Genomic DNA, 21,034 nt, shown 5'->3' with positions numbered 1-21,034 from the left:
ATAAACTAAATCTCTAATTCCTGATAAACAAAATAAAAGCAACCTCACCTGTCTACAAATAGGACAGGGAGGTTACTTTTATTGGTTAGCTATTTTATTTGCAATCAATTCACCATGAAAACGGCCATTTTCTATAAAGATCTCATTATTATTATAACCTGCTGCTATAACACCTGATATAAAAATCCCTTCAACATTAGATTCCATTGTTTCATCGTTAAAAACAGGTCTTCCTGTCACTTCATCAATTTCTATGCCCATGTCAGTTAAAAAGTGTTGGTCTGGTTGATATCCAGTCATTGCAAAGACAAAGTCATTTTTTATACTTTTTTCTACACCTGCGACTTCATAATAAACGTCCGTTTCAGTAATCTTTTTGATGCAACTATTAAATTCCATTTGAACCACCCCTTTTCGAACTAATGCTTCGAATTCAGGCAAAATCCATGGTTTAACGCTTGAGGAATAGTCTAATCCCCTATATAAAACAGTAATCCGGGCACCCGCATTATGTAGTTCAAGTGTAGCATCGACTGCGGAGTTTTTACCACCAATTACTACCACGTCTTTATCATAAAATGGATGTGCTTCTTTGAAATAATGACTCACCTTGTTTAATTCCTCACCTTTAATCCCCAAATAATTAGGTTGGTCATAATAGCCGGTGGATACTACTACATTACTCGCTTCATAATCATTCTCCACACCTTTATTGTTTATCGTATGGACAATAAAGGTTTCTTTCAGTTTCTTAACAGACAACACACGTTCAAAACTATTAATTCGCAATGACATTCTCTTCGCAACCGTACGATAATACGCTAGAGCCTGATTTCTAACAGGCTTTTTCTTTTCTGTTATAAAGGGAATTTCACCAATTTCTAACCGATCACTTGAACTAAAAAAGGTTTGATGTGTTGGATAATTATAAATGGAATTAACTACATTACCTTTTTCAATAAGTAAAGGGGTTACGCCTCGTTTTTGTAATTCAATAGCAGTTGACAGGCCACAAGGGCCTGCTCCTACTATAATTGTATGTTCCCTATTCACTATACCAACCTCTCCTTCCACACCTATATATAGACTACTATAATAAAGACATAATAAATAAGCCACTTATAAACATTATGACAAAAAACAAAACACTTATTATACAAACTAATAAGTGTTTATCCATTCTAACTAGATCCATCCACGGAAACGAGCGGCTTCTGCCATCTTTCTAACGCCTACCATATAAGCAGCAAGTCTCATATCAATTTTCCTTACTTCCGCAGTATTATAAACAGCATTAAATGCTTTTACCATAACCTTATATAACTTCTCTTCAACCTCTTCTTCTGACCAATAGTAACCTTGATTATTTTGAACCCATTCAAAATAAGAAACAGTTACCCCACCAGCAGATGCAAGTACATCAGGTACGAGTAAGATGTCTCGATCAGACAAAATTTTAGTTGCTTCTAAAGTTGTAGGTCCATTTGCGGCTTCAACAATAATGGATGCCTTAATTTTATGGGCATTTTCTTCCGTAATTTGATTCTCTACCGCTGCTGGTACAAGGATATCACAATCTAATTCAAGTAATTCTTCATTTGTAATACTATCATTAAATAACTTTGTTACTGTACCGAAGCTATCTCTTCTGTCTAGTAAATAGTCAATATCTAATCCATCTGGATCGTGCAAACCACCATAGGCATCAGATATACCTATAACTTTGGCACCTGCATCATGTAAAAATTTAGCTAAGAAACTTCCTGCATTACCGAAACCTTGGATTACAACCCTAGCACCGTTAACACTGATGCCTTTCTTCTTTACAGCTTCATCAATACATATCGTTACACCTTTTGCAGTTGCAGACTCACGTCCATGTGACCCTCCAAGAACTAGTGGTTTACCAGTTATAAAACCAGGATTATTAAATTCATCTATTCTACTGTACTCATCCATCATCCATGCCATTATTTGAGGGTTAGTAAACACATCTGGTGCTGGAATATCTTTAGTTGGACCAACAATTTGACTTATTGCTCGCACATATCCTCGACTAATTCCTTCAAGTTCTCTGAAAGACATTTCTCTAGGATCACATACGATTCCACCTTTTCCACCGCCGTATGGTAAATCTACAATTCCTGCTTTCAAACTCATCCATATAGATAGAGCTTTTACTTCTTTTTCACTAACTCCAGGGTGGAAGCGCACACCACCTTTTGTTGGACCAACAGCATCATTATGCTGTGCACGATAACCAGTGAATATTTTTATAGAATCATCATCCATACGTACTGGAATCCTTACAGTCATCATACGAATTGGCTCTTTGAGCAATTCGAAAACTTCATCAGGGTAACCCAATTTTTCTAGGGCAAGTTGAACGATTGTTTGTGTTGACTTTAGCACATCTAATTTATCATTTTGTCCATTTGGAGAATCTGATGCTTTATCGGCTACCATGAACCTACCTCCTAAAATAAGTAAAACTTCATTCAGTTAATCAATTAATTATTATCTTTCTTTATTGTTCCTTTAGTACAGAAATTTAACAGAATTTAAATACTCTCAAATAATCTTAAATAAATCAACAACTTAGTCTAAAAAAACAGAACAAGTCAAAGTTGTTTAATCGATATTTCACACAATAGTATACACTTTACAAGCGATTATGCAATAAAATAATGCTTATATAAGTAATCTTTGGTGATTTTAACCAATATTTCAAAATCATAAACCAACAAGATATAAAACTATTTTTGTAGGGCAGGTGTCCATGCGCATTTCTTTAATTATAAAAATGTTAAAATAGAGGTTGACTCATACCGTGAGCCAACCTCTTTTCTATTCATTCATTTTGTTAAGCCTTAAACAACTTAGATACTTGATCGATTGCATCTCGCTCAAATATCTTTTTGCCATACTCATCTAATCTATAGGAGGTAATTATACTGGCAGATGAAAATTCAGATAAAATTGCTATAATATGTTCACGATTTTTTTCTTTTACATCATTGTCATACAATCGCACATAGTACTTATTGTCAAAGTGATAAACAGTACCGCCACTAAGACCTATATGATTAAGCCGAGCACAAACTTGGATAATGTGTTCAAAATCTTCGAAATAGAAAATTAGTTCTCGACTTTCATCCAATGTAACTTTCATTTCCACATAATCATCATCATATTCAATATCATCATTGTCATTTTGCGTAACAATGACAAACATTCCTTGCGCTTGTAATAAGTGAACTTGTACAAGCAGTAACCCTTCTAATTCAATTCCCAATTCATCACTAGCTTCGTACATCATATCGTGAAATAAAGCATGTACTCTAGGCAAATCGTGCCAAAGATCATCTTTGGTTAAACCTCTTTCAATTAAATCATCAAATGTCAAAAATATCTTAAATTGATTTATTGAAAGTCTTTCTAACCGCATATAAACTACCCCCTTCAATTTGCCTATCTATGTTATATTATATGTTTTTTTGTGAAGTATTGGAACTTTAACAATCATCTTTTTGTTATTGTACTCTTATAACATGACACTCTGCCTTTGTTCCTAGCCGAAAAGGAAGCATGGTATAACCATATCCCTCACTTATTAATATTGGTGTGTTATGATGAAGTTTATTTCCACCTCTTGTGTAAAACCCAAAACCAAACAATCTTATTTGCCCCCCATGGGTATGTCCACTCAGAGCCAAGTCAATCACATTTGTTTCCTCTTCATTCAATTCAAAAAATAAGCTAGGGTCATGTGTTAAAAAAATATTCACATCACCAATTGATTGACTCATGGCTAACTCATAATCCGGCTCTCCCATATGGCAACAATCAATACCTACTAAATTGATTTTTTGGTGATAATGTCTAACAATTTCTGCTTGATTTCTTAAAATAATGACGTTTTGTTGTATAAGCATTTCTTTAAAATCAATCAAATTCACTTCATAATCATTATTTCCCCAAATGAAATATATTGGTGCATGTAATGTATGTAACCTCTTTATGTTTTGTTTAACTCTTTTCATTGATACGCCTTTTTCAATAAGGTCTCCACCAATGATTGTGATATCAATATCTTCCATTATTTTATCTATTGTTTTCTGTTTTATAATTCTCCGATGTGTATCAGAAATGAAAAATAGCTTTAAGGGTTTATTATTTGGTATTTTATTGATATTAATTTCTCTCATATCAATAACGTCATGATGTGCTTTAAAATACATATAGCCAATGAAACCAATAGCTAATAATCCTACTACGGTTAATAACTCCAAAAAATTTCTCCCTTTCTTATAACATACATGTAAAAAAATTAAAACACGTAAAAGAATCGTACCACAAAATTATCTAACATCAAAACTACAAACTCGAGTCATATCATTTTTAAGTTTCAGGAGAAATAATAAGCTTATAGTAGATATATTAAAAAAAATCGATAATATTAATTATTTATTAAAATCATCAAAATAAAACCTTTCATCGCTTAAAGTTTTTGACTATACAGCAAAATTCATATTTGTAAAAAAACACCCAATATAAGAGATTTATATGAATGGGTGTCTTTTCTTATTAAGAGTAAGTGTACCTTTTTGACGGAATCATCACAAGAATTATTTTCTATTTTTTAAGATAGACTCTTTTGTTAAACATTGTTGCTTTATACCTGTCAAACTTGATATAAAGTCCGTAATAGAACACTGGCATTGCTCCTCAAGCGAAATTGGCTCCCTTTCCGCAGGCACGGCTTTAGCTAACTCAGAATAAAACCGATTCTGAGTGTACCTTTAGCTCGTGGGACTGCGATTACTCGTCCCAGCGAAAACATTTGCTGTTCCTGCAGGAGTGTCGACAATTTAACTTGATCCACTGAAAACAGCATCTATAAATAATCTTTCTTATGATAGTTAAGTTTTTTAATACGTACTATTTCATGGAAAAAAAACCAACTACCTCTCACTTGAAAAGAAAACTATACGAAGCGTAAGGAAAATGCGAGACTCCAGTGGGAAAGGAACAGTCTGAAGGCCCCGCAGTGAGCGTTCTTTGCGAGCGAGGAGACTGAAGCGTTCCCCACGGAAAGCGAGTGCTTTTCCGCAGCGGCGTATTTCCATTCACCTTGTAAGAGATAAAAGAAAATGATAATTAAGTTATTGCGCACTTTATATTTTATCTGAACTTAATTAAGTTGGTTATGTAAGTATCTGCACTTTTCTTTTATCCTTCTTCTTTAATATCCAATACTCTAAACCCTGAATTCTCTAACTTTTTTGCAAGTTTATCAATTTTCACACCTTGATCTATTTTCAAAACAATTCTTCTTGCTAGTTTATCCGTTTCATCAAAAGTGGTTATCGATATAATATTCACATGAAACTGTTTCATGATATCGGACAATCTCGAAAACCTACCTGAAGATTCTTCAGATGTGAAGGCGATTCTTATTCCTTTCCTTTTTGTACCAAAAGCACTTTCAAATTGTTCTAACACATCAAATCGACTTACTATTCCCAAGAATTTTCTGTTCGCGTCTGCTACAGCTAAGATGGGATAATCCTTAAACGTAGTAAAAGTTCTTTCAAACACTTCATCTTCACCAATAAATAAATCATGATTCGTTGTAATTTCATTAACTTTCCTACTATCAAGAAATTCATCTTGACTTTGATTACTGTAAAAAAACGCTCGGAAAATACTTTGTTTCGAGACCATCCCTTTAAATAAATTGTTATCAACTACTGGCATTGCCTGAAAATTCTCTTTTTCCATAACTTCAATAACTGATCTTAATGTGTCAGTTGGTGAAGCTACAAAACATTGATAACTTGGCTTCATGGTACTTCTAACAAACATGCATTCATCCCTCCTATGAACAATCGAAAACGCCTTAAGCATCTACAAATATAATTCTCTCTATTTAATGCAAATAATGTTTAACCTTATTCTACTTTAAATTCTACACATTATGAATCTTTTCCTGCAGGTAAAGTTTCAAAGATAAAATAAACTACAAAAAGAAAGTGTATGCATGAGACAAGCTATTATTTTATAAAATCAAGTGTATGCATGGAATAAGAGAGGAGGTTTGCTGTTGTCACATACAAATACAAAATATTATTACCCATATATTAGTCCGTATGATCCTTGCAATCCAATAGTTAAAAAGAGTTACCCTACCCCACCTCAATTATATTTAGGTTTCCAACCACCTAATCTACCACAATTCGAAACAGCTAAAGAAGCATTATATAGTGGAACATTATGGCCTATTTTGTATGACAAGTATAAAAAGCATGATTAAACATGCTAAGACTTTTAGAAAATCGATTAAAAATAATCAAATTAAAACGAGTTATGAGGTGATTAATAATGACAACTCCTAGCCCAATGCCACCTGAATATTATGAATTGCTTGATGAAATTCAGGCAATTGATTTTGTAATTGTTGAACTTAATCTTTATTTGGATACCCACCCTCAAGATTATGATGCGATTCAGCAATTTAACAATTCCACTTTTCAAAGTAAGAAATTGAAAAAAGAATTTGAAAAACAATTTGGTCCTTTAATGCATTTTGGAAGAAGTTACTCGACCTATCCCTGGCAATGGGATGACCAGCCTTGGCCTTGGCAAGTGTAGAAAGGAGATAATAGTGTGTGGTATTATGAAAAAAAATTACAATATCCCGTTAAGGTTAGAGAGTGTAATCCTCGACTAGCCAAATATTTAATCGAACAATACGGTGGGGCTGATGGAGAACTTTCGGCCGCATTACGTTATTTAAACCAGCGCTATACGATTCCTTCTAAAGTAGTAGGTCTTTTAAATGATATTGGAACTGAAGAATTCGCACACCTTGAGATGATAGCAACAATGATCTATAAACTTACAAAAGATGCCACACCAGAAATGCTTAAAGAAGCAGGATTAGCTCCCCACTATGTAAACCATGATAGCGCGCTTTTTTACCATAATTCAGCTGGTAATCCCTGGACAGCGGAATACATTCAAGCAAAGGGGGATCCGATTGCAGACATTTACGAAGATATTGCTGCTGAAGAAAAAGCAAGAGCTACCTATCAGTGGATTATTAATGTTTCTGATGATCCAGAATTAAATGATAGCTTAAAGTTTTTAAGAGAAAGAGAGATTGTCCATTCACAAAGGTTTAGAGAAGCTGCTGAGATTTTAAAAGATGAACGCGATAAGAAAATAATATTTTGATTTAGGAAGTAGGGCTAGAGTAAATCTAGCCCTACTTCCTATTTCTCATCAGGAATAACAAGTGATTGACCTATACGAATATTTCTATCTTTTAAATCATTCTCTTTAACAATTAATTCTATTCCAGATTCACTTCCATAGTAATTCATCGCTATAGACTTCAGTGTATCCCCTGCCTTAACTTCATAGTATTCTATATCATTATCAAAGGATTCCTGTTGTTTAATAGTTTCCGTATCAACTTCTTCTTCAACTTGACTACTAACAGCCTCAAGAGTTTTTTGTTTCTGTGATCCTATTTTAACCAATTCTCCCGCTATAGTTGTATCTGAAACGTTTGGTGTAGACGATGAAAATATTTCTTTATTCCCCCAAAAGGTAAACGTTAATACTAATCCTACTATAAGAAGGAATAAGACAAATAAAAATCGGATTAATGGAAAACTAATCTTCCACTTCGTTTTTGTTTTATTATTGGCATGAGTCTGACTTCTTGGCGGAAGATTTAATACGTTCACATGTTCATCAGATTCCATTTCTTCATTTAAAGAACTTGATGTATTTGGTTCGCTCTCACTTGAATCATTTATTTGGTTCATCATGTTTCTTAAGTCATAAGCCTGATCTTTAAATTTATCCTCTGACATTGGAATCTCCTTTACTTCGAAATCGTATAATTAATGCTAAAGTAAAATCAATAATAAAATGGGCTATAATGGTAACAAAAAGATTATGTGTTACCTCAAACATATATCCCAAATAAAAACTAAGTACAACAATCGAGCATAATAAGATTGGCTTGGACAAATACCTTATATGAATTAAAGCGAATAATAAGCTTGCTGGTATATACCCAAATGACGTTTGTACAACACCTCGAAATAAAACCTCTTCAGATATAGAAACCAAAAGCGCTATAACAAAGATTTCAACAAAGCTGCAATTTTTAAATAGTTTCTCGTTAATCCCCCCATCATCAAGATAGCTTTTTGGGAGTAGTGTCATTAATAACAGGTCAACTAAAACTACGATAAATCCTGGAATCACACCATAATATAGCCATTGAGATGAATTAATTTCAAACAATTTAACCCAGTCGGTAATCGATTCAAAAACAATGAAGCTAAATACAATTCCTACTACTAAAATGAGGAGTTGAGATAAATAGACTTGTTGTTTTAACTGATTACTGGACATGCGCTTAATCAGCTCAGCTTGTTTGTTTTTCATTTTCATCCCCTTGTAACAATAACAGCTTCAATTCATCTACCCAATTTCCTGAAGAATTCTTACTTTCGACTAAACGTGGATTCCATTTAGTAAAAGAAAAATCACATCGATCGCAACACATATACTTTGGAGGACTTACCGAATATTGAAAGGGTGCAAATAATTGAATTCTTCTACATTTGTTGCTATTTAACCAATCTAATAATTGTGATAATTTTTCTAACTTTAATTCATTTCGTTGTGAGATTACCCTTTGTACATTTTTTAAAACAGACTTCCATTCTGCATAGACTTTCGTCAATATTCGACTTTCTTTTATCATACCATGATTTTCAAAATGATACTTTAAAAATCTCCATTGTGTTTTACTTAATTGAAACCTTAGTTGCATATCGTCTTCATCTATCAAAGTTATACCTTTTTCTTGGGATAAAAAAATAACATAATCTACAAGCAATCCCACTTGTTCAATTGCTGGTAATTCAGTTTCTATTAAACGCCTTGGCAATACATCTTCATTAGGTGTTGCAAGGACCAGACTAACGCTTGATTCTCCATCCCTTCCTGCTCTACCTACTTCCTGAATAAATGACTCGATTTGTGTAGGGAGGTGGAAATGAACGACAAGTCTAACATTTTTTTTATTTATTCCCATCCCAAAGGCGCTTGTACAACAAATGATATCTAATTGCTCATTCATAAACTGTTGTTGTATTAATATACGATCCGTTTGATCCATTCCTCCATGGTAAAATGCAATATTCCGATTAGGGAGATCTATCCTTAATAGTTCTGCTACTTGTTCAGCCGATTTCCTACTAGAAAAGTAAATCATCGTTGGTATTGAAAACTCTTGTAATACTTCTTTTAATAATGCTACTTTTTTGTTTTCATTTTCTACATGTTGAACAACAAAGGCAATATTATCTCTATCCATCGGATAGATATGTTTATTCATCGATGGGCACTTAAGTTGAAAAATAATATCTTTTTGAACTTCTGGTGTCGCGGTTGCACTTAATGCTAATACTGGAGGGTTTTTCAGTTTTGTAATTACTGTATCTAACTTTAAGTAATCAGGTCTAAATTCATGCCCCCACTGTGATATACAGTGTGCTTCATCAATTACAAATAATGCAACTTTCAATCTAGACAACTGCTTCATAAATTGACTGTTTTGTAGCATTTCTGGAGAGGCATAAATAAGTTTATATTTATCTATTTGCTGGTATGCTTGATGCTTTTGGGAATAATCCAAAAAACTATTGATAGCTATTACCTGTTTAAAACCTGAAGCTTTTAACTGTTTAACTTGATCAATCATTAAGGAAATTAACGGTGAAACTACTACAACAACCCCATCAAGGATACGTGCAGGTAGTTGGTAACATAATGATTTACCGGAACCTGTAGGTAATATTCCTAGAACACTTTTTCCTTTTAAAATATCATTTATGATTTCTTTTTGCCCTGTTCTAAACGTAGGATGACCCATATATTCCTTCATATAACTTTCTAATTTGTCATTCATTTAAAGGACTCCTTTACGGCTAGCGATTTATAGCCAAAACAAGACGAATTTGAAAATAACTATATTTATCATTTAAACTAGTTTTAATTTTTTTTAAGCGTTTTGAATTAACGGTTTCTACTGCAACAACAATCTCTTTTTCTTCATGTTCACTAAGAAATGGGCGAATTGAAAATTTATCATCAATATAAGCAATCTCTACAACATGATCCTCGATTGTACTTACTTTTAACCGGCGATTTTTTGAAATCTGATCTATACTATAGCCACGAATCAGTAGTTGGTATGTTTGGGCAGCGGTATCTGTAATGAAATAGGTATCATTCAAGCCTTTAAGGAAGATAGACAGATAATTATATGTTGAGTTATCCTGTAATAAATCATTTAATAGCTTATGATTTATTAAAACAAGATTTAATTCTACATCTGTTTTTGTCATGTCATATTTTATAGCTAACTGATTTTTACTTAAACCTATTTTTTCATATCCAGTAAGTCGGTGAACAAATAACGATGCTTCCTTATCTGTCAAACCATTTAAAAATAACAACAATTCATTATAGAGGCCACTTAATAAGTGTTCCAATTGGTTTCTGTGAATGAAATAGGTTTGTTTCACCCATTGTTGAACTTGTTTATTATCAGTTATTGCTATAAAAGTAGAATTATTTAATTTTCGATTCGTTATTGTTTGTATTAATAATTGCATTCTTAATTGAAAATTTTCACTAATTCTATCGTAATTCAACCCATTAAAATCTTTCAACTGAAAATCCTCTTGGTTTCGTTCGTAATATGAACGGCCTTTAGATGAAATAGTTGCTAGTCCATCATTATCAATGGAAAATAATCCTTCTGTGACTAGTTCTTCTATATGCGTGTCAAACTCTTTTCTATTTAATGATTTTAAAATTCCAAAATAACTTGTTAGTTTATAAAGATACACATCTTGTAGTGTTTGAGAGGATCTTTTTCCAATAATAAGATGGTAGATGGATGTTACACTTCTTTCTGCCCTTAATTTAATCATACATTCTAGAATTATCAATGAGAACACAAAACTATCCCCTTTTTCTCATAATGTTTCTAACAAAATATACTATAATAGTAAATGGAATGATTGAAAAGCATATCCAACAGCTTTACAATAGAAATAAGTTTTATCTAAACAACTACGGTAGTTGAGATTCTTTAAATATCATTATTAGGGCAAACAAGCACGACCCAAAGGACGTATATAAGATCTAACGAAGCACTAATAGGTAGGCTGATTTTTGGTCACCTTAGGAACAATGATTACTAATAAGAGACTTATTGAAGTTTCATTCTATAGGAGGGTACAGATGTCTAAATTTACAATTGTTGATAAAGAAACATGTATAGCCTGTGGAGCTTGTGGTGCAACTGCACCTGACATATTTGATTATGACGATGAAGGCATTGCTTTTGTTTTGCTTGATAACAATGAAGGAACAACTGACATTCCAACTATTTTAGAAGATGATATGTATGATGCCTATGAAGGTTGTCCTACAGATTCGATAAAAATAGCAGAGAAACCGTTTCAAGGTTCTCCAGTAAAGTGTAAATAATCTTTTAAATAAATTAACTCCTCTCCTAAGGAGGGGATATGAGTTAAGCTAGTTATAATTTCATTTAATTTTCCTTCTAACTAAATTTTCACCAATGCAACTATACATCCTGTTTTTAAGCTATCTAAAATTCTAAAGTGTTGAGTATAAAACTATCCACTTCCACCCAATTTTTCCTCCCATTGTTTTATCCTTTGATCCTCCGAGATTGCTATGTGAGATGTTTTCAATAACTTCTAATCTCCCACCTAACACATTTCTAGGAACATCACTATTTCTAAAAAGCAAGTAAACCGCGACTACTGTTGTCCAATTTCCGTTGATCGATCTTTTTCCATTTGAACTAATGTTTTTTTGATATACCTAATCATTCGATTTTGTGTGTAACCTCTTTCCATTCAAATAAACTTCAATTTTTGAGGAAATTGTATTGATTACAGTTTGTTGATTCCTATAATCATTCCTATTTGTTTTTTAATAAAAATCTAAATAATTGAATACTAAAATAGAAAATACACTTATCTGTTATTTTAACATGTTATTGTTTCACTTTCCCAATCCTAGCAATCTCTTCTTTTTTAGTTTGCTAACTCTTCTGTCTCTTTCATCTATAAGAAAGAAGAGAACAAGCTATATTAAAAACCAATCCACTTAAGGATTGGTTTTGTTTGAAATTATTTAATCATCGTATGGGTTCACTGCAATTGGTATTTGGATTGGGGCATCAAATGTATACTCGCCCACATGATCTATAGGAAGTTGAAATTGCACTTCTGTGAATCCATAACTTTTTGCTGTCATTAAAATCGATTCAATCATATTTACTGTTATTTGATTATTTCCGAATTGTTCTGAATCAGTAAATGTGATAGTTAGTTGATTCTCAATCCCTTCTAAAGTATAAGAAGTATCGTTAGGGATAGCAGCTTTTAAATTAAATTCAGGCTCACTTTTCTGCATTTCTGCTAGAGCTTCTTCGATTGTATCAAAGTTTCTATAAGTTGGAACTAATAACTCAGGATGATTATTAGAAAATTGATATACTTTGTAACCAAGTTTTTCTTCATTTATCAAAGGTAACCTATTGTCTTCAACATCAAGCGGTCCAAATTGACTTTCGCTCAACTGATCACTTTCTACTATAATTTCTTCAATCTGTAATGGAGTAAACATCGTGGATAGAACTTTTACAAACATATTTGCAAAAGCGGTCCCTTCTTTTATTTTAAAATCTTCTTTGACCCTTCCTACAACTCGATTCTCTTCTTCTAATAGATCAAATGTGATTCCTTCAAAAGAAATTAATGTTATACCTAACTCATCCTCATTGACATAAAGATCTAATTGATTATAGTAATGTTCTGGTTCTCTATTATTATTTTGTTCAATTAAAGTAACCGGGATTACACTTTGTAGGTTTGGTTCTGTCCCAGCCAAATGAATAATAGTACGATTTAAGTCATCTTCAAACACTAAATGACTAGAAAGAGCAGTGTCCATTAAAGCTGAATCTTCCATTGACCCTTCTGCCTCATTTGCTTGACTAGATTCTGCTTTTTCCTCCGCTATTTCAAATGTGGCTGAATCTGCACTTTCTTCTGTAGCTGTTTCTTGATCACCAGATAAAGATTCATTAGCCATGTCGTTTGAATTAGAGTTTTGAACAATAACTACGACTAAAAATAAAACTGCAATAGATAATAAAGAAGGGACCATCCAGGTTAACCTTACTTTTTTATTAGAACCTGATTGTTTATCATCTAACTCATTTGTAATTTTCGTATATAATTGCTCTTTTGTTTGGTCATCTTGAATTCGAGGCATATCTTTAAGCAGGAATTTTATTTCATCCTCTTCTTTGTTGTGAGTCACCAGAAGCCCCCTCCTCTCTATCCATATCATTTAATAAGGATTTTATTGTTTTCATTGCTCTATGTTGCGTTGTTTTAACTTTACTAATACTCCAGTTTAATGTGCTTGCAGTTTCTTCTATAGAAAAAGATTGAATATATCTTAATATAATCACACTTTTTTGATCTATACTACATTGGTCTAAACAATGATAGACTCTTGCCATTTCATCATTTAGCAACGTGATTTCTTCAGGCAAAGCATCTTCACCTTTTATCAGATGTCCTTTTTCTCCCCAGTCAAAAAAATCCATTATTCGTTTTCTTTTACGTTGTTGTTTTCTAAAAAAGTCAATCGTGACATGCCTAGCAATCGAAAACAACCATGTCTTCTCACTGCTTTCGCCTTTAAACGTTTCATAGGAATGCAGTACTTTAATGTAAACTTCTTGCACTATGTCTTCTGTTTGCTGCTTATCTTTAACCATATAAAAAACAAATTGAAATAAGTCCTTATGATAGTTATCATAAATGTCGTCAAAAGCGGTCCTCATGTTCAGACCCCCCGTTCATTAATAATTGTCGTTATTATGTATCGAAAAGTTACAAACATAGTACATGGTTTCTAATTTCAATTACTAGTTATGTATATCTACTAAGTTGCTCCACTCTATATTATAAGAAAACAAAAAAAATACCAACATTTTTCGTTGGTATTTTGGATCAATCAACAATCCATTGTTTCTTATAGCGGTTAAATATCTTAGAAAGTATAGGGAATAATACAAACATAAATAGACCATTTCCTATTGCATGGTATGTATCAAAAGGTAATCCTGCCAAATAGTAAGGTATAAATTTACCTGACACTGTGAACGTAGCTAAAGATACAATAAAGCCATATAGATACCCACTAAATACTGCAAAAACAATTAGAGGATAAAGTGGGCGTTTTAAGGATAACAATCCTATGCATCCACCTAAACCACCAATTAAGGCCCATGCTACAATTTGCCATATCGTCCAGATTCCCATTCCGAGAATCAAGTTTGACAAATACGTTGTAAGAATAGCTAAAACAATTGCAGCAAAAGGCCCTAGAAAAAAACCACATATGATTATAATTGTAGATACTGGTTGAACATTTGGTAGAAAATTAAACGCAAACCGCCCTACAACTGCTAGTGAAGCTAAGACAGCAATTAAAGTCAGTTTATAGGTGTTCACTTAGATCATTCCATGCCATGCAAATCAAATACAACCTCATCATCAGGACTTAACTCTAATTCATTAGCCCCTAAAGTTGCTGGTTCACCATTAACGTCATACATCCAATACTTCTCTTCACCTTCAGCAGACGTTACGCCCTCAATACCTGTAATAAAACCATCTGTTTCCTCAATTTCGAAGTTTTCTTTTAAAACATCCATTAAAATCGCACCATCTTCAATAGCTATCTCTTCTTCTGCTATTACTTCAGCACCATTATCTTGTGAGATTGTGATAGCGACAGATTCTTCAGTTTCTGTTTCAGCTGTTTGGGTATTTTCTTGATTCGTATTTTCTTGTCCACAACCAACTAGCAAGCCAACCGCTAAAAATAGCGATAATAAACTTACATAAAACTTTTTCATATTAACTATACCTCCGTTATAATGTTGTTGAGAATAATAAGCAAAGAAATAACATTGAAATATGTAATCACATACGTAAGCAATATCCAACTAAAAACTTAATAATTACTTATTTTCCACTAGTGAATCCATGCTTTTTATTATTTGCTAAATAAATAAAAAAACTTATCCTAATTAGGATAAGTTTTCAAGACAGCAAGTTTAAAAAACACAGTTTTCCCTTGTGATTTAATCAATGGCTATCTCAAATGCTCAATCCTCGAAGATTTGACATATAATGATTCTGGCAGGTTTACTGACTTATGCATCATCCTACTTCTGAGTCCTTCCCATATAACTAATTATACAGTGGTTTACTCATTTCGTACGCATTTACAGTTGCGAGGACAGTCCCGGAGTTACACCAGGTTCCCTTTTATTATCTTTAAGAGACCAAAATCGTTACTATTCAATTATCAAAAGTAATTCTATCACAGGCATTTTCTAAAAGGAAGTTTTTGTTTCATAAGTAACAAGATGATTCAACATTATTTAATTTTTTTCGCTAATATTTGGAATTTTAAACGTGAATGTTGTTCCTTCTTCTAGTTTACTATGGACAGTTATCGACCCTTGATGCGCTTCTACGATATTCTTCGCGATTTCCAATCCTAATCCAGTACCCTTTTTTGCTTTAGTTCTTTTTCTTGACTTATCAGCTTTATAAAAACGTTCAAACACGAAAGGTAAATCTTCCTGAGCTATGCCTGAACCATTGTCAATAACACTAAATTGCAGGAAATCCTTCAGCGCACTTACTTTAATTGATACTATACCTTTTTGTTCGGTATGATTAATTGCGTTATCAATTAAATTAGTAAACACTTGTTCAATTCGATCCGGATCAATATATAGATTTTCGACCTTAGTTTCCAAAACCAAATTTAATGTTATATTCTTTTCAGATGCTAGACCTTGGAATTTCCTAATAATCCGCTCTAGATAAAGTTGTACATTGACCGTTTCTTTATTTAATTGTATATGACCAGCTTTCATCCTAGCTAAATCAAGTAATTCGTTTACTAATCTACCAATTCTTAACGATTCATCATGGATAATTTTAGCTAATTCATTTTTATCCTCTTTGCTCTCTGCTATATCGTCTACAATCGCTTCACTATAACCTTGCAACAGTGAGATAGGTGTGCGTAATTCATGAGAAACATTAGCGATGAAATCTTCTCTTAACTTATCTAAACGGCGTTCTTCAGTCATATCCCTAATTACAGCAACTACACCACGGACATACGTTTGGTCATATAATGGTGACATAATTAAAACCCAATTACGTCCTTGGATAAACGTTTCTTTCGATAGCTCTTTTTCTGAAGCAATTACTTCTGCTAATAATTCTTGTAATTCCTCTGGTAATACTTTAGTCTCTTTAGGAGCTAAATTGTGTTCATAATGCCAATCTTGTAAAAACTTTTCTGCTGGTGGATTAGACACAATAATCTCTGCTTTCCTGTTCAGAGTAATAACACCATCTACCATGGAACTAAGAATACTATATAACTGCTCTTTCTCTTGTCTAAGCGCATTAATGTGATATTTCAACTGTCTTCCCATTCGATTAAAAGCCATTGCTAATTCACCAATCTCATCATGTGTTAAGATTGGTACTTTCGTATTAAATTCACCTTTTGCTAACTCAAAAGCTCCTTCTCTCATTTTAATTAGAGGAGATGTTATTCTTGTAGATAGAAAAAATGCAAATATCGTTGTTAAAACAATCGCAATTCCTGCTCCAAGTAATATAATTTGAGTAGTTTGTTTAGTCGTTTCCTGTACAGCAGTTAAAGATTGATAAACATATACTGCACCACTATCATCTTGGATAGCAGTACCAACAATCATAACTTCATTTTCATTTGGAAGTTGTTTTTGCTTTTTTATATCGTTTTTTGTTTCTAGTACTGTAACCAAATCGTCTTGTTTTGTAATCCAATCCGAAGTTATTTCTGGTAAATCATTATCTGTACTGTCAGACACCCAGTGGTCATTATCATCAAAGAAGATAACCACTCTGCTTGTTGGATCCTTGACTCTTTCGACAGTTTCTAGAATTAACTCTCGATCATCATATTGTTCAATCATAACTGTTATTTTAGTTGCTGTTTGCATTAAGTCTTTTTCTGCTTCAACTACATGGAAGTTCTGAAAAAATTCTAATAATAGAAAGGATAGTATAGCTAATACTACTGAAACGAGTAGTAAAAATGTAATCCAAAGCTTACCTACCACACTTCTCCAAAACATCATTCACTAGCTACTTCAAATTTGTAGCCGACACCCCAAACTGTTACGATCATTTTCGCAGCATCTTTTGAAACTTTATTTAATTTTTCACGGAGTCTTTTTACATGTGTATCTACTGTACGCAAATCACCAAAGAATTCATATTTCCAAACTTCTTTTAGCAATTGCTCACGGTCAAAAACTTTGTCAGGTGCCCTTGCAAGAAAATAGAGTAACTCATACTCTTTAGGAGTTAATCCAACTTCTTTGTCATCAGCTAGTACCCTATGCGCATCATTATCAATGAGTAGGTGTGGAAATTCTAACATATCTTTCGTTGTATTATCCGTCTTTACGAACTGTGTAGATGAAGATCTTCTCAATAACGCTTTAACTCTTAATACTACTTCTCTAGGACTAAAAGGTTTAACAATATAATCATCTGTTCCTACTTCAAATCCCTGAATTCGGTTTGCTTCTTCTCCTTTTGCTGTAAGCATAATCACTGGAGTTGTTTTTTGTTCTCTAATTTCTTTACAAACTTCAATCCCATCTTTACCAGGCATCATGATATCAAGAAGAATAACATCATAATCATTTTCTAATGCTAACTCTAATCCCTTCTCACCATCTTCAGCCTCATCAACAATATAGTTTTCTCGCTCTAAATACATTCGAATTAGACGTCTGATTCTTTCTTCATCATCAACAACTAAAATGCTTCCGCTATTTTCCATCCCTTTTACCCCCTATAGGTACATTCTTTTTTACTGAAGTTTGCTAAATTTAAGCATAAGAGTGTAACCCAGCAATTATTAGATTAACCGCAATTAAATTAAACATGATGATAGCAAAACCTATTACAGCTAACCAAGCAGATCTTTCGCCATGCCAACCACGCGATAACCTTAAATGTAGGAACGCAGCATAAAAGAACCATGTGATTAGCGCCCATACTTCTTTAGGGTCCCAACCCCAGTATCTGTTCCAAGCTTCTTGAGCCCAAATCATTGCAAAGATTAGGCCACCTAAAGTGAATACTGGAAATCCTATTGCTACTGCACGATAGGAAACTTCATCTAACAAATCTGATTTTGTTTTTTTCAATAACGGTTGAATCGCTGCTGCAATTCTCTTTCTTAATACTGCACGAGCAATTATATATAAACCTAATCCAGTTATTAAAGACCATAACAAAGTATTAAACTTTCTAGCCGCGTTTACACCTTGCATCCAGCTTGGCACTTCAAATAACGGATTCATTCTTTCGGTTGTTAATAATGTTCCCTCATTTGGACCTGCTAAAGGAGGAAGCTGATAATCTACGGAAGAGATATCTCCTTCAAATGGAAATTCAAACGTAGCGTTATAATTTAATGCATTAAAAGTAGTCGAAATTATAATGAATCCCAAAGTAGCCAAGATAGAATAGATAACAATCTCGAGCCAAGTAGTGCGTTTACTTCTAACAGTTTGATCGATTTCTTTAATTAAATATATTAAACCTGCCGCAAAACTCACGGCCAAAATAGCTTCACCTAATGAGACAGTCGTTACATGGATATAAAGCCAATGGCTTTTTAACGATGGTACTAAAGGAGATATTTCTTTTGGGAACATGCTTGCATATGCAATAATCAATAAAGCTATAGGTAATGCAAAAAGTCCTAGTATATTTAATCGATAAATAAAATATATTATGATAAAGGAAAAAACAAGCATCATACCAAAGAAGGTAGTAAATTCAAATAAATTACTAACTGGCGCATGTCCACTGGCCATCCATCTGGTTATGAAATATCCAGTCTGAGAAATAAACCCAAGAATAGTTAGAGAAATCGCTACCTTACTCGAAAAAGTACTTGTTCCTTCTGTTTTTTTATCTCGTATTGTTCCTGCAAAGAAAAAAGTTGCTATTAAATATAAAATAAAAGCTAAGTATAAAAAATTACCACTTAGCGTTATTAAATCCCCCATTTTTTCACTCCTTCTTAAGACCTGAATACTTATTTATTTTGCTCTTGTTGCTTTTGCAACTCTTGTTCTTCCTGTTCTTGATCAACTACCATATTAATGTTAGTCTTCATAATTGCTTTTTCGATATCTTTTTTGATACCAAACCAGTTTTTATTAGTGTGTGCCGCTAGCCACAAACCATTGTTTTTGGGATGAATCCAAACTCTTCTATGTTGCCAATACATTCCCTGAATAACACCAATCATAAAAATAATGCCGCCTAGTCCTAATATAGGTAAGGTATAATCTTTTCGAACAGTCAAGCCAGTAACGTCTCTTACTTCAAAGTCTTGAAGACCTACTTTATATTGATTTTCTCCACTTGCATCAACGTTTCTACCTATACCAGCAAAACTGACCTCTGGTTCACTACTATCCGGTGGATAAACCAAAAAGACAAAAGCGGGATTTTTAGGATTTTTCGTTTGAGATCTTGGTTCCCCGTCATCGATATAGTAATCAGGAAAATATTGATCAATCATAACTCTAAAACCATTATCTAATTGATATTCTTCAGCCGGGTTGGTTAAATCGACCTTAAAACTAGCTAATTCAGTTTCATCCGCATCATTTGTTTCATGGATGATAAAAGACATAGATTTAAATTCGTTCAATTGATAACTAGTTTGATACAATGCGAAACCATCGAATTTTAGCGCATGATTTACTAAAATACTATCTTCTTTAAACTTTTCAAGTTGCGGTTCTGCCCCTACAACCGTCTCAACATTTCGATAAATAACCGCATTTGTTTGAAAGTTTTTAGCAATTGGCCCACTTTGATTTTCTAAGGCTTCTTTAAATCTAGTGTCTTCTTCACTATCACCATATGTTTCTATAATAAAATCTTTGTTTTCAATAAAATACTCACCATTTGTATCGGGAACGACAACCGTTTCTCCTTCTCGCACCCAAACAAAATCATCTATATACATAAATGGTACAAAACGTAATAAGGCACCGAGTAAAAAGATAATTAACCCTACGTGATTAACATACGGGCCCCATCTTGAGAAACGTCCCTTTTCTGCAAGTACATGTCCATTATCTTCTGTTACTTTATATCGCATTCTCTTAAGGTTACTTATAAAAGTATGCTTGTCCGCATCCGTAACGTCGTCTGTTTTACTATGTAGCCGCTGACGTTGTATAAAGGTAGTATGTCTAGTTGGTTTTTGATTTTTTAATGCTCGGTACAAAGGCACAACACGATCGATACTTGCAATAATAATAGATATACCTATTAAAGCGATTAAAATCATATACCACCATGAACTATACAGTTCATGAAGACCTAGTTGATAATAAATTTGTCCAATTAAACCATATTGATCTTTGTAATGCACTTCCGGTTGTACGTTCTGTGGGATGTACATTTGTTGTGGCAAAATAGTTCCAACAGCTGAAGCAATCAATGTAATGACAATTAAAGTGACTCCTACTTTTACTGACGAAAAAAAGTTCCAAACTCGATCTACCACAGATTTATTGTACGTCATGGAACGGCGCGAACTACCGTCGTAACGCATATTTAGTAATTTCTTTGTTTCTTTTCCTTCCGCTTGTTGTTTTTCAACAAGCGGCTTTCCACATGATTCACATAACTCAGTACCTTCTCGATTAATATGATGACAGGCATCACATTTAATTTCCCTCATTTTAACC

General features: G+C 33.2%; 21 protein-coding genes and 1 riboswitch. Of the genes, 4 read left to right on the top strand and 17 right to left on the bottom strand.

The annotated features are described in order from the left end of the window. Positions 1-78: 78 nt before the first annotated feature. The 5 genes from QQS35_RS09980 to QQS35_RS09960 form a co-directional block, all read right to left on the bottom strand. Positions 79-1,053: a YpdA family putative bacillithiol disulfide reductase gene (locus QQS35_RS09980; RefSeq protein WP_285931919.1), complete on the bottom strand. Its 975-nt coding sequence runs from the start codon at positions 1,051-1,053 to the stop codon at positions 79-81. 132 nt (positions 1,054-1,185) lie between these two features. Then, positions 1,186-2,466: a Glu/Leu/Phe/Val family dehydrogenase gene (locus QQS35_RS09975; protein ID WP_285931918.1), complete on the bottom strand. Its 1,281-nt coding sequence runs from the start codon at positions 2,464-2,466 to the stop codon at positions 1,186-1,188. Between the two features lie 397 nt (positions 2,467-2,863). Further along, positions 2,864-3,448 carry a genetic competence negative regulator gene (locus tag QQS35_RS09970; RefSeq protein WP_285931916.1) on the bottom strand — a complete coding sequence of 195 codons (585 nt, stop codon included), beginning with the start codon at positions 3,446-3,448 and terminating at the stop codon, positions 2,864-2,866. An 85-nt stretch (positions 3,449-3,533) separates the two neighbouring features. Further along, a complete protein-coding gene (locus QQS35_RS09965; RefSeq protein WP_285931914.1) occupies positions 3,534-4,292 on the bottom strand; it encodes a metallophosphoesterase in 759 nt (252 codons plus the stop codon). A 940-nt stretch (positions 4,293-5,232) separates the two neighbouring features. Further along, complete coding sequence (locus QQS35_RS09960; RefSeq protein WP_285931912.1) at positions 5,233-5,868, bottom strand: CBS domain-containing protein; 636 nt, start codon at positions 5,866-5,868, stop codon at positions 5,233-5,235. 238 nt (positions 5,869-6,106) lie between these two features. Between QQS35_RS09960 and QQS35_RS09955 the strand changes: the two genes are divergently transcribed. The 3 genes from QQS35_RS09955 to QQS35_RS09945 all read left to right on the top strand — a co-directional run bounded on the left by QQS35_RS09955 (position 6,107) and on the right by QQS35_RS09945 (position 7,239). Continuing rightward, positions 6,107-6,316, top strand: a complete 210-nt coding sequence (locus QQS35_RS09955) for a spore coat associated protein CotJA (RefSeq protein WP_285931911.1) — start codon at positions 6,107-6,109, stop codon at positions 6,314-6,316. Positions 6,317-6,384: 68 nt separating this feature from the next. Then, positions 6,385-6,654: a spore coat protein CotJB gene (locus tag QQS35_RS09950; RefSeq protein ID WP_285931910.1), complete on the top strand. Its 270-nt coding sequence runs from the start codon at positions 6,385-6,387 to the stop codon at positions 6,652-6,654. A gap of 15 nt (positions 6,655-6,669) precedes the next feature. Beyond that, positions 6,670-7,239 carry a manganese catalase family protein gene (locus tag QQS35_RS09945; RefSeq protein WP_285931909.1) on the top strand — a complete coding sequence of 190 codons (570 nt, stop codon included), beginning with the start codon at positions 6,670-6,672 and terminating at the stop codon, positions 7,237-7,239. A gap of 38 nt (positions 7,240-7,277) precedes the next feature. Here QQS35_RS09945 and QQS35_RS09940 read toward each other — a convergent pair whose 3' ends face one another. Genes QQS35_RS09940 through QQS35_RS09925 form a run of 4 tightly spaced genes read right to left on the bottom strand, consistent with a single transcriptional unit; the run spans position 7,278 to position 11,057 of the window. Next, entirely contained in the window at positions 7,278-7,886 is a 609-nt protein-coding gene (locus tag QQS35_RS09940) for a LysM peptidoglycan-binding domain-containing protein (RefSeq protein WP_285931908.1), read from the bottom strand. Then, complete coding sequence (locus QQS35_RS09935) at positions 7,873-8,469, bottom strand: CPBP family intramembrane glutamic endopeptidase (RefSeq protein ID WP_285931907.1); 597 nt, start codon at positions 8,467-8,469, stop codon at positions 7,873-7,875. The genes QQS35_RS09940 and QQS35_RS09935 overlap by 14 nt, the downstream gene beginning before the upstream one ends. Beyond that, the gene (locus QQS35_RS09930) at positions 8,450-10,000 is read right to left on the bottom strand and encodes a RecQ family ATP-dependent DNA helicase (protein ID WP_285931906.1); all 1,551 of its coding nucleotides are present in this window, start codon (positions 9,998-10,000) and stop codon (positions 8,450-8,452) included. Before QQS35_RS09930 ends, QQS35_RS09935 begins: the two co-directional genes overlap by 20 nt. A 19-nt stretch (positions 10,001-10,019) precedes the next feature. After that, complete coding sequence (locus tag QQS35_RS09925; RefSeq protein ID WP_285931905.1) at positions 10,020-11,057, bottom strand: helix-turn-helix domain-containing protein; 1,038 nt, start codon at positions 11,055-11,057, stop codon at positions 10,020-10,022. 286 nt (positions 11,058-11,343) lie between these two features. Here QQS35_RS09925 and QQS35_RS09920 point away from each other — a divergent pair, with 286 nt between their 5' ends. Continuing rightward, entirely contained in the window at positions 11,344-11,592 is a 249-nt protein-coding gene (locus QQS35_RS09920; RefSeq protein WP_285931904.1) for a ferredoxin, read from the top strand. Between the two features lie 678 nt (positions 11,593-12,270). Here the strand turns inward: QQS35_RS09920 and QQS35_RS09915 are convergent. From QQS35_RS09915 to QQS35_RS09880, 8 genes are all read right to left on the bottom strand, one after another. Continuing rightward, positions 12,271-13,464, bottom strand: a complete 1,194-nt coding sequence (locus tag QQS35_RS09915) for a hypothetical protein (protein ID WP_285931903.1) — start codon at positions 13,462-13,464, stop codon at positions 12,271-12,273. Beyond that, a complete protein-coding gene (sigX, locus tag QQS35_RS09910) occupies positions 13,439-13,996 on the bottom strand; it encodes an RNA polymerase sigma factor SigX (RefSeq protein ID WP_285931902.1) in 558 nt (185 codons plus the stop codon). The genes QQS35_RS09915 and sigX overlap by 26 nt, the downstream gene beginning before the upstream one ends. 169 nt (positions 13,997-14,165) lie before the next feature. Beyond that, a complete protein-coding gene (locus QQS35_RS09905) occupies positions 14,166-14,669 on the bottom strand; it encodes an ECF transporter S component (RefSeq protein WP_285931901.1) in 504 nt (167 codons plus the stop codon). A 5-nt stretch (positions 14,670-14,674) separates the two neighbouring features. Beyond that, the gene (locus QQS35_RS09900) at positions 14,675-15,076 is read right to left on the bottom strand and encodes a DUF4430 domain-containing protein (protein ID WP_285931900.1); all 402 of its coding nucleotides are present in this window, start codon (positions 15,074-15,076) and stop codon (positions 14,675-14,677) included. Between the two features lie 268 nt (positions 15,077-15,344). After that, positions 15,345-15,528: riboswitch (cobalamin riboswitch) on the bottom strand. A gap of 79 nt (positions 15,529-15,607) precedes the next feature. After that, positions 15,608-17,374 carry an ATP-binding protein gene (locus QQS35_RS09895; RefSeq protein WP_285932051.1) on the bottom strand — a complete coding sequence of 589 codons (1,767 nt, stop codon included), beginning with the start codon at positions 17,372-17,374 and terminating at the stop codon, positions 15,608-15,610. Next, complete coding sequence (locus tag QQS35_RS09890; protein ID WP_285931899.1) at positions 17,374-18,090, bottom strand: response regulator transcription factor; 717 nt, start codon at positions 18,088-18,090, stop codon at positions 17,374-17,376. The genes QQS35_RS09895 and QQS35_RS09890 overlap by 1 nt, the downstream gene beginning before the upstream one ends. Before the next feature lie 49 nt (positions 18,091-18,139). Further along, positions 18,140-19,330: a c-type cytochrome biogenesis protein CcsB gene (ccsB, locus tag QQS35_RS09885; protein WP_285931898.1), complete on the bottom strand. Its 1,191-nt coding sequence runs from the start codon at positions 19,328-19,330 to the stop codon at positions 18,140-18,142. A 29-nt stretch (positions 19,331-19,359) separates the two neighbouring features. Further along, positions 19,360-21,027 (bottom strand): cytochrome c biogenesis protein ResB, encoded by a 1,668-nt coding sequence (locus tag QQS35_RS09880; protein WP_285931897.1) that lies wholly within the window; start codon positions 21,025-21,027, stop codon positions 19,360-19,362. Positions 21,028-21,034: the final 7 nt, after the last annotated feature.

The sequence above is a fragment of the Aquibacillus rhizosphaerae genome, assembly GCF_030282825.1.
In the GTDB taxonomy this organism is placed as follows: Bacteria; Bacillota; Bacilli; order Bacillales; family Amphibacillaceae; genus Aquibacillus_C; species Aquibacillus_C rhizosphaerae.
This window is presented reverse-complemented; position numbering and strand designations above follow the sequence as displayed.

What these genes read in the sequence shown, in the direction of transcription:
- QQS35_RS09970 (WP_285931916.1), bottom strand. Translation starts at nt 3,448, where the DNA reads ATGCGGTTAGAAAGACTTTCAATAAATCAATTTAAGATATTTTTGACA.
- QQS35_RS09900 (WP_285931900.1), bottom strand. Translation starts at nt 15,076, where the DNA reads ATGAAAAAGTTTTATGTAAGTTTATTATCGCTATTTTTAGCGGTTGGC.
- QQS35_RS09950 (WP_285931910.1), top strand. Translation starts at nt 6,385, where the DNA reads ATGACAACTCCTAGCCCAATGCCACCTGAATATTATGAATTGCTTGAT.
- QQS35_RS09895 (WP_285932051.1), bottom strand. Translation starts at nt 17,374, where the DNA reads ATGTTTTGGAGAAGTGTGGTAGGTAAGCTTTGGATTACATTTTTACTA.
- ccsB (WP_285931898.1), bottom strand. Translation starts at nt 19,330, where the DNA reads ATGGGGGATTTAATAACGCTAAGTGGTAATTTTTTATACTTAGCTTTT.
- QQS35_RS09880 (WP_285931897.1), bottom strand. Translation starts at nt 21,027, where the DNA reads ATGAGGGAAATTAAATGTGATGCCTGTCATCATATTAATCGAGAAGGT.
- QQS35_RS09940 (WP_285931908.1), bottom strand. Translation starts at nt 7,886, where the DNA reads ATGTCAGAGGATAAATTTAAAGATCAGGCTTATGACTTAAGAAACATG.
- QQS35_RS09960 (WP_285931912.1), bottom strand. Translation starts at nt 5,868, where the DNA reads ATGTTTGTTAGAAGTACCATGAAGCCAAGTTATCAATGTTTTGTAGCT.
- QQS35_RS09890 (WP_285931899.1), bottom strand. Translation starts at nt 18,090, where the DNA reads ATGGAAAATAGCGGAAGCATTTTAGTTGTTGATGATGAAGAAAGAATC.
- QQS35_RS09920 (WP_285931904.1), top strand. Translation starts at nt 11,344, where the DNA reads ATGTCTAAATTTACAATTGTTGATAAAGAAACATGTATAGCCTGTGGA.
- QQS35_RS09930 (WP_285931906.1), bottom strand. Translation starts at nt 10,000, where the DNA reads ATGAATGACAAATTAGAAAGTTATATGAAGGAATATATGGGTCATCCT.
- QQS35_RS09935 (WP_285931907.1), bottom strand. Translation starts at nt 8,469, where the DNA reads ATGAAAAACAAACAAGCTGAGCTGATTAAGCGCATGTCCAGTAATCAG.
- sigX (WP_285931902.1), bottom strand. Translation starts at nt 13,996, where the DNA reads ATGAGGACCGCTTTTGACGACATTTATGATAACTATCATAAGGACTTA.
- QQS35_RS09975 (WP_285931918.1), bottom strand. Translation starts at nt 2,466, where the DNA reads ATGGTAGCCGATAAAGCATCAGATTCTCCAAATGGACAAAATGATAAA.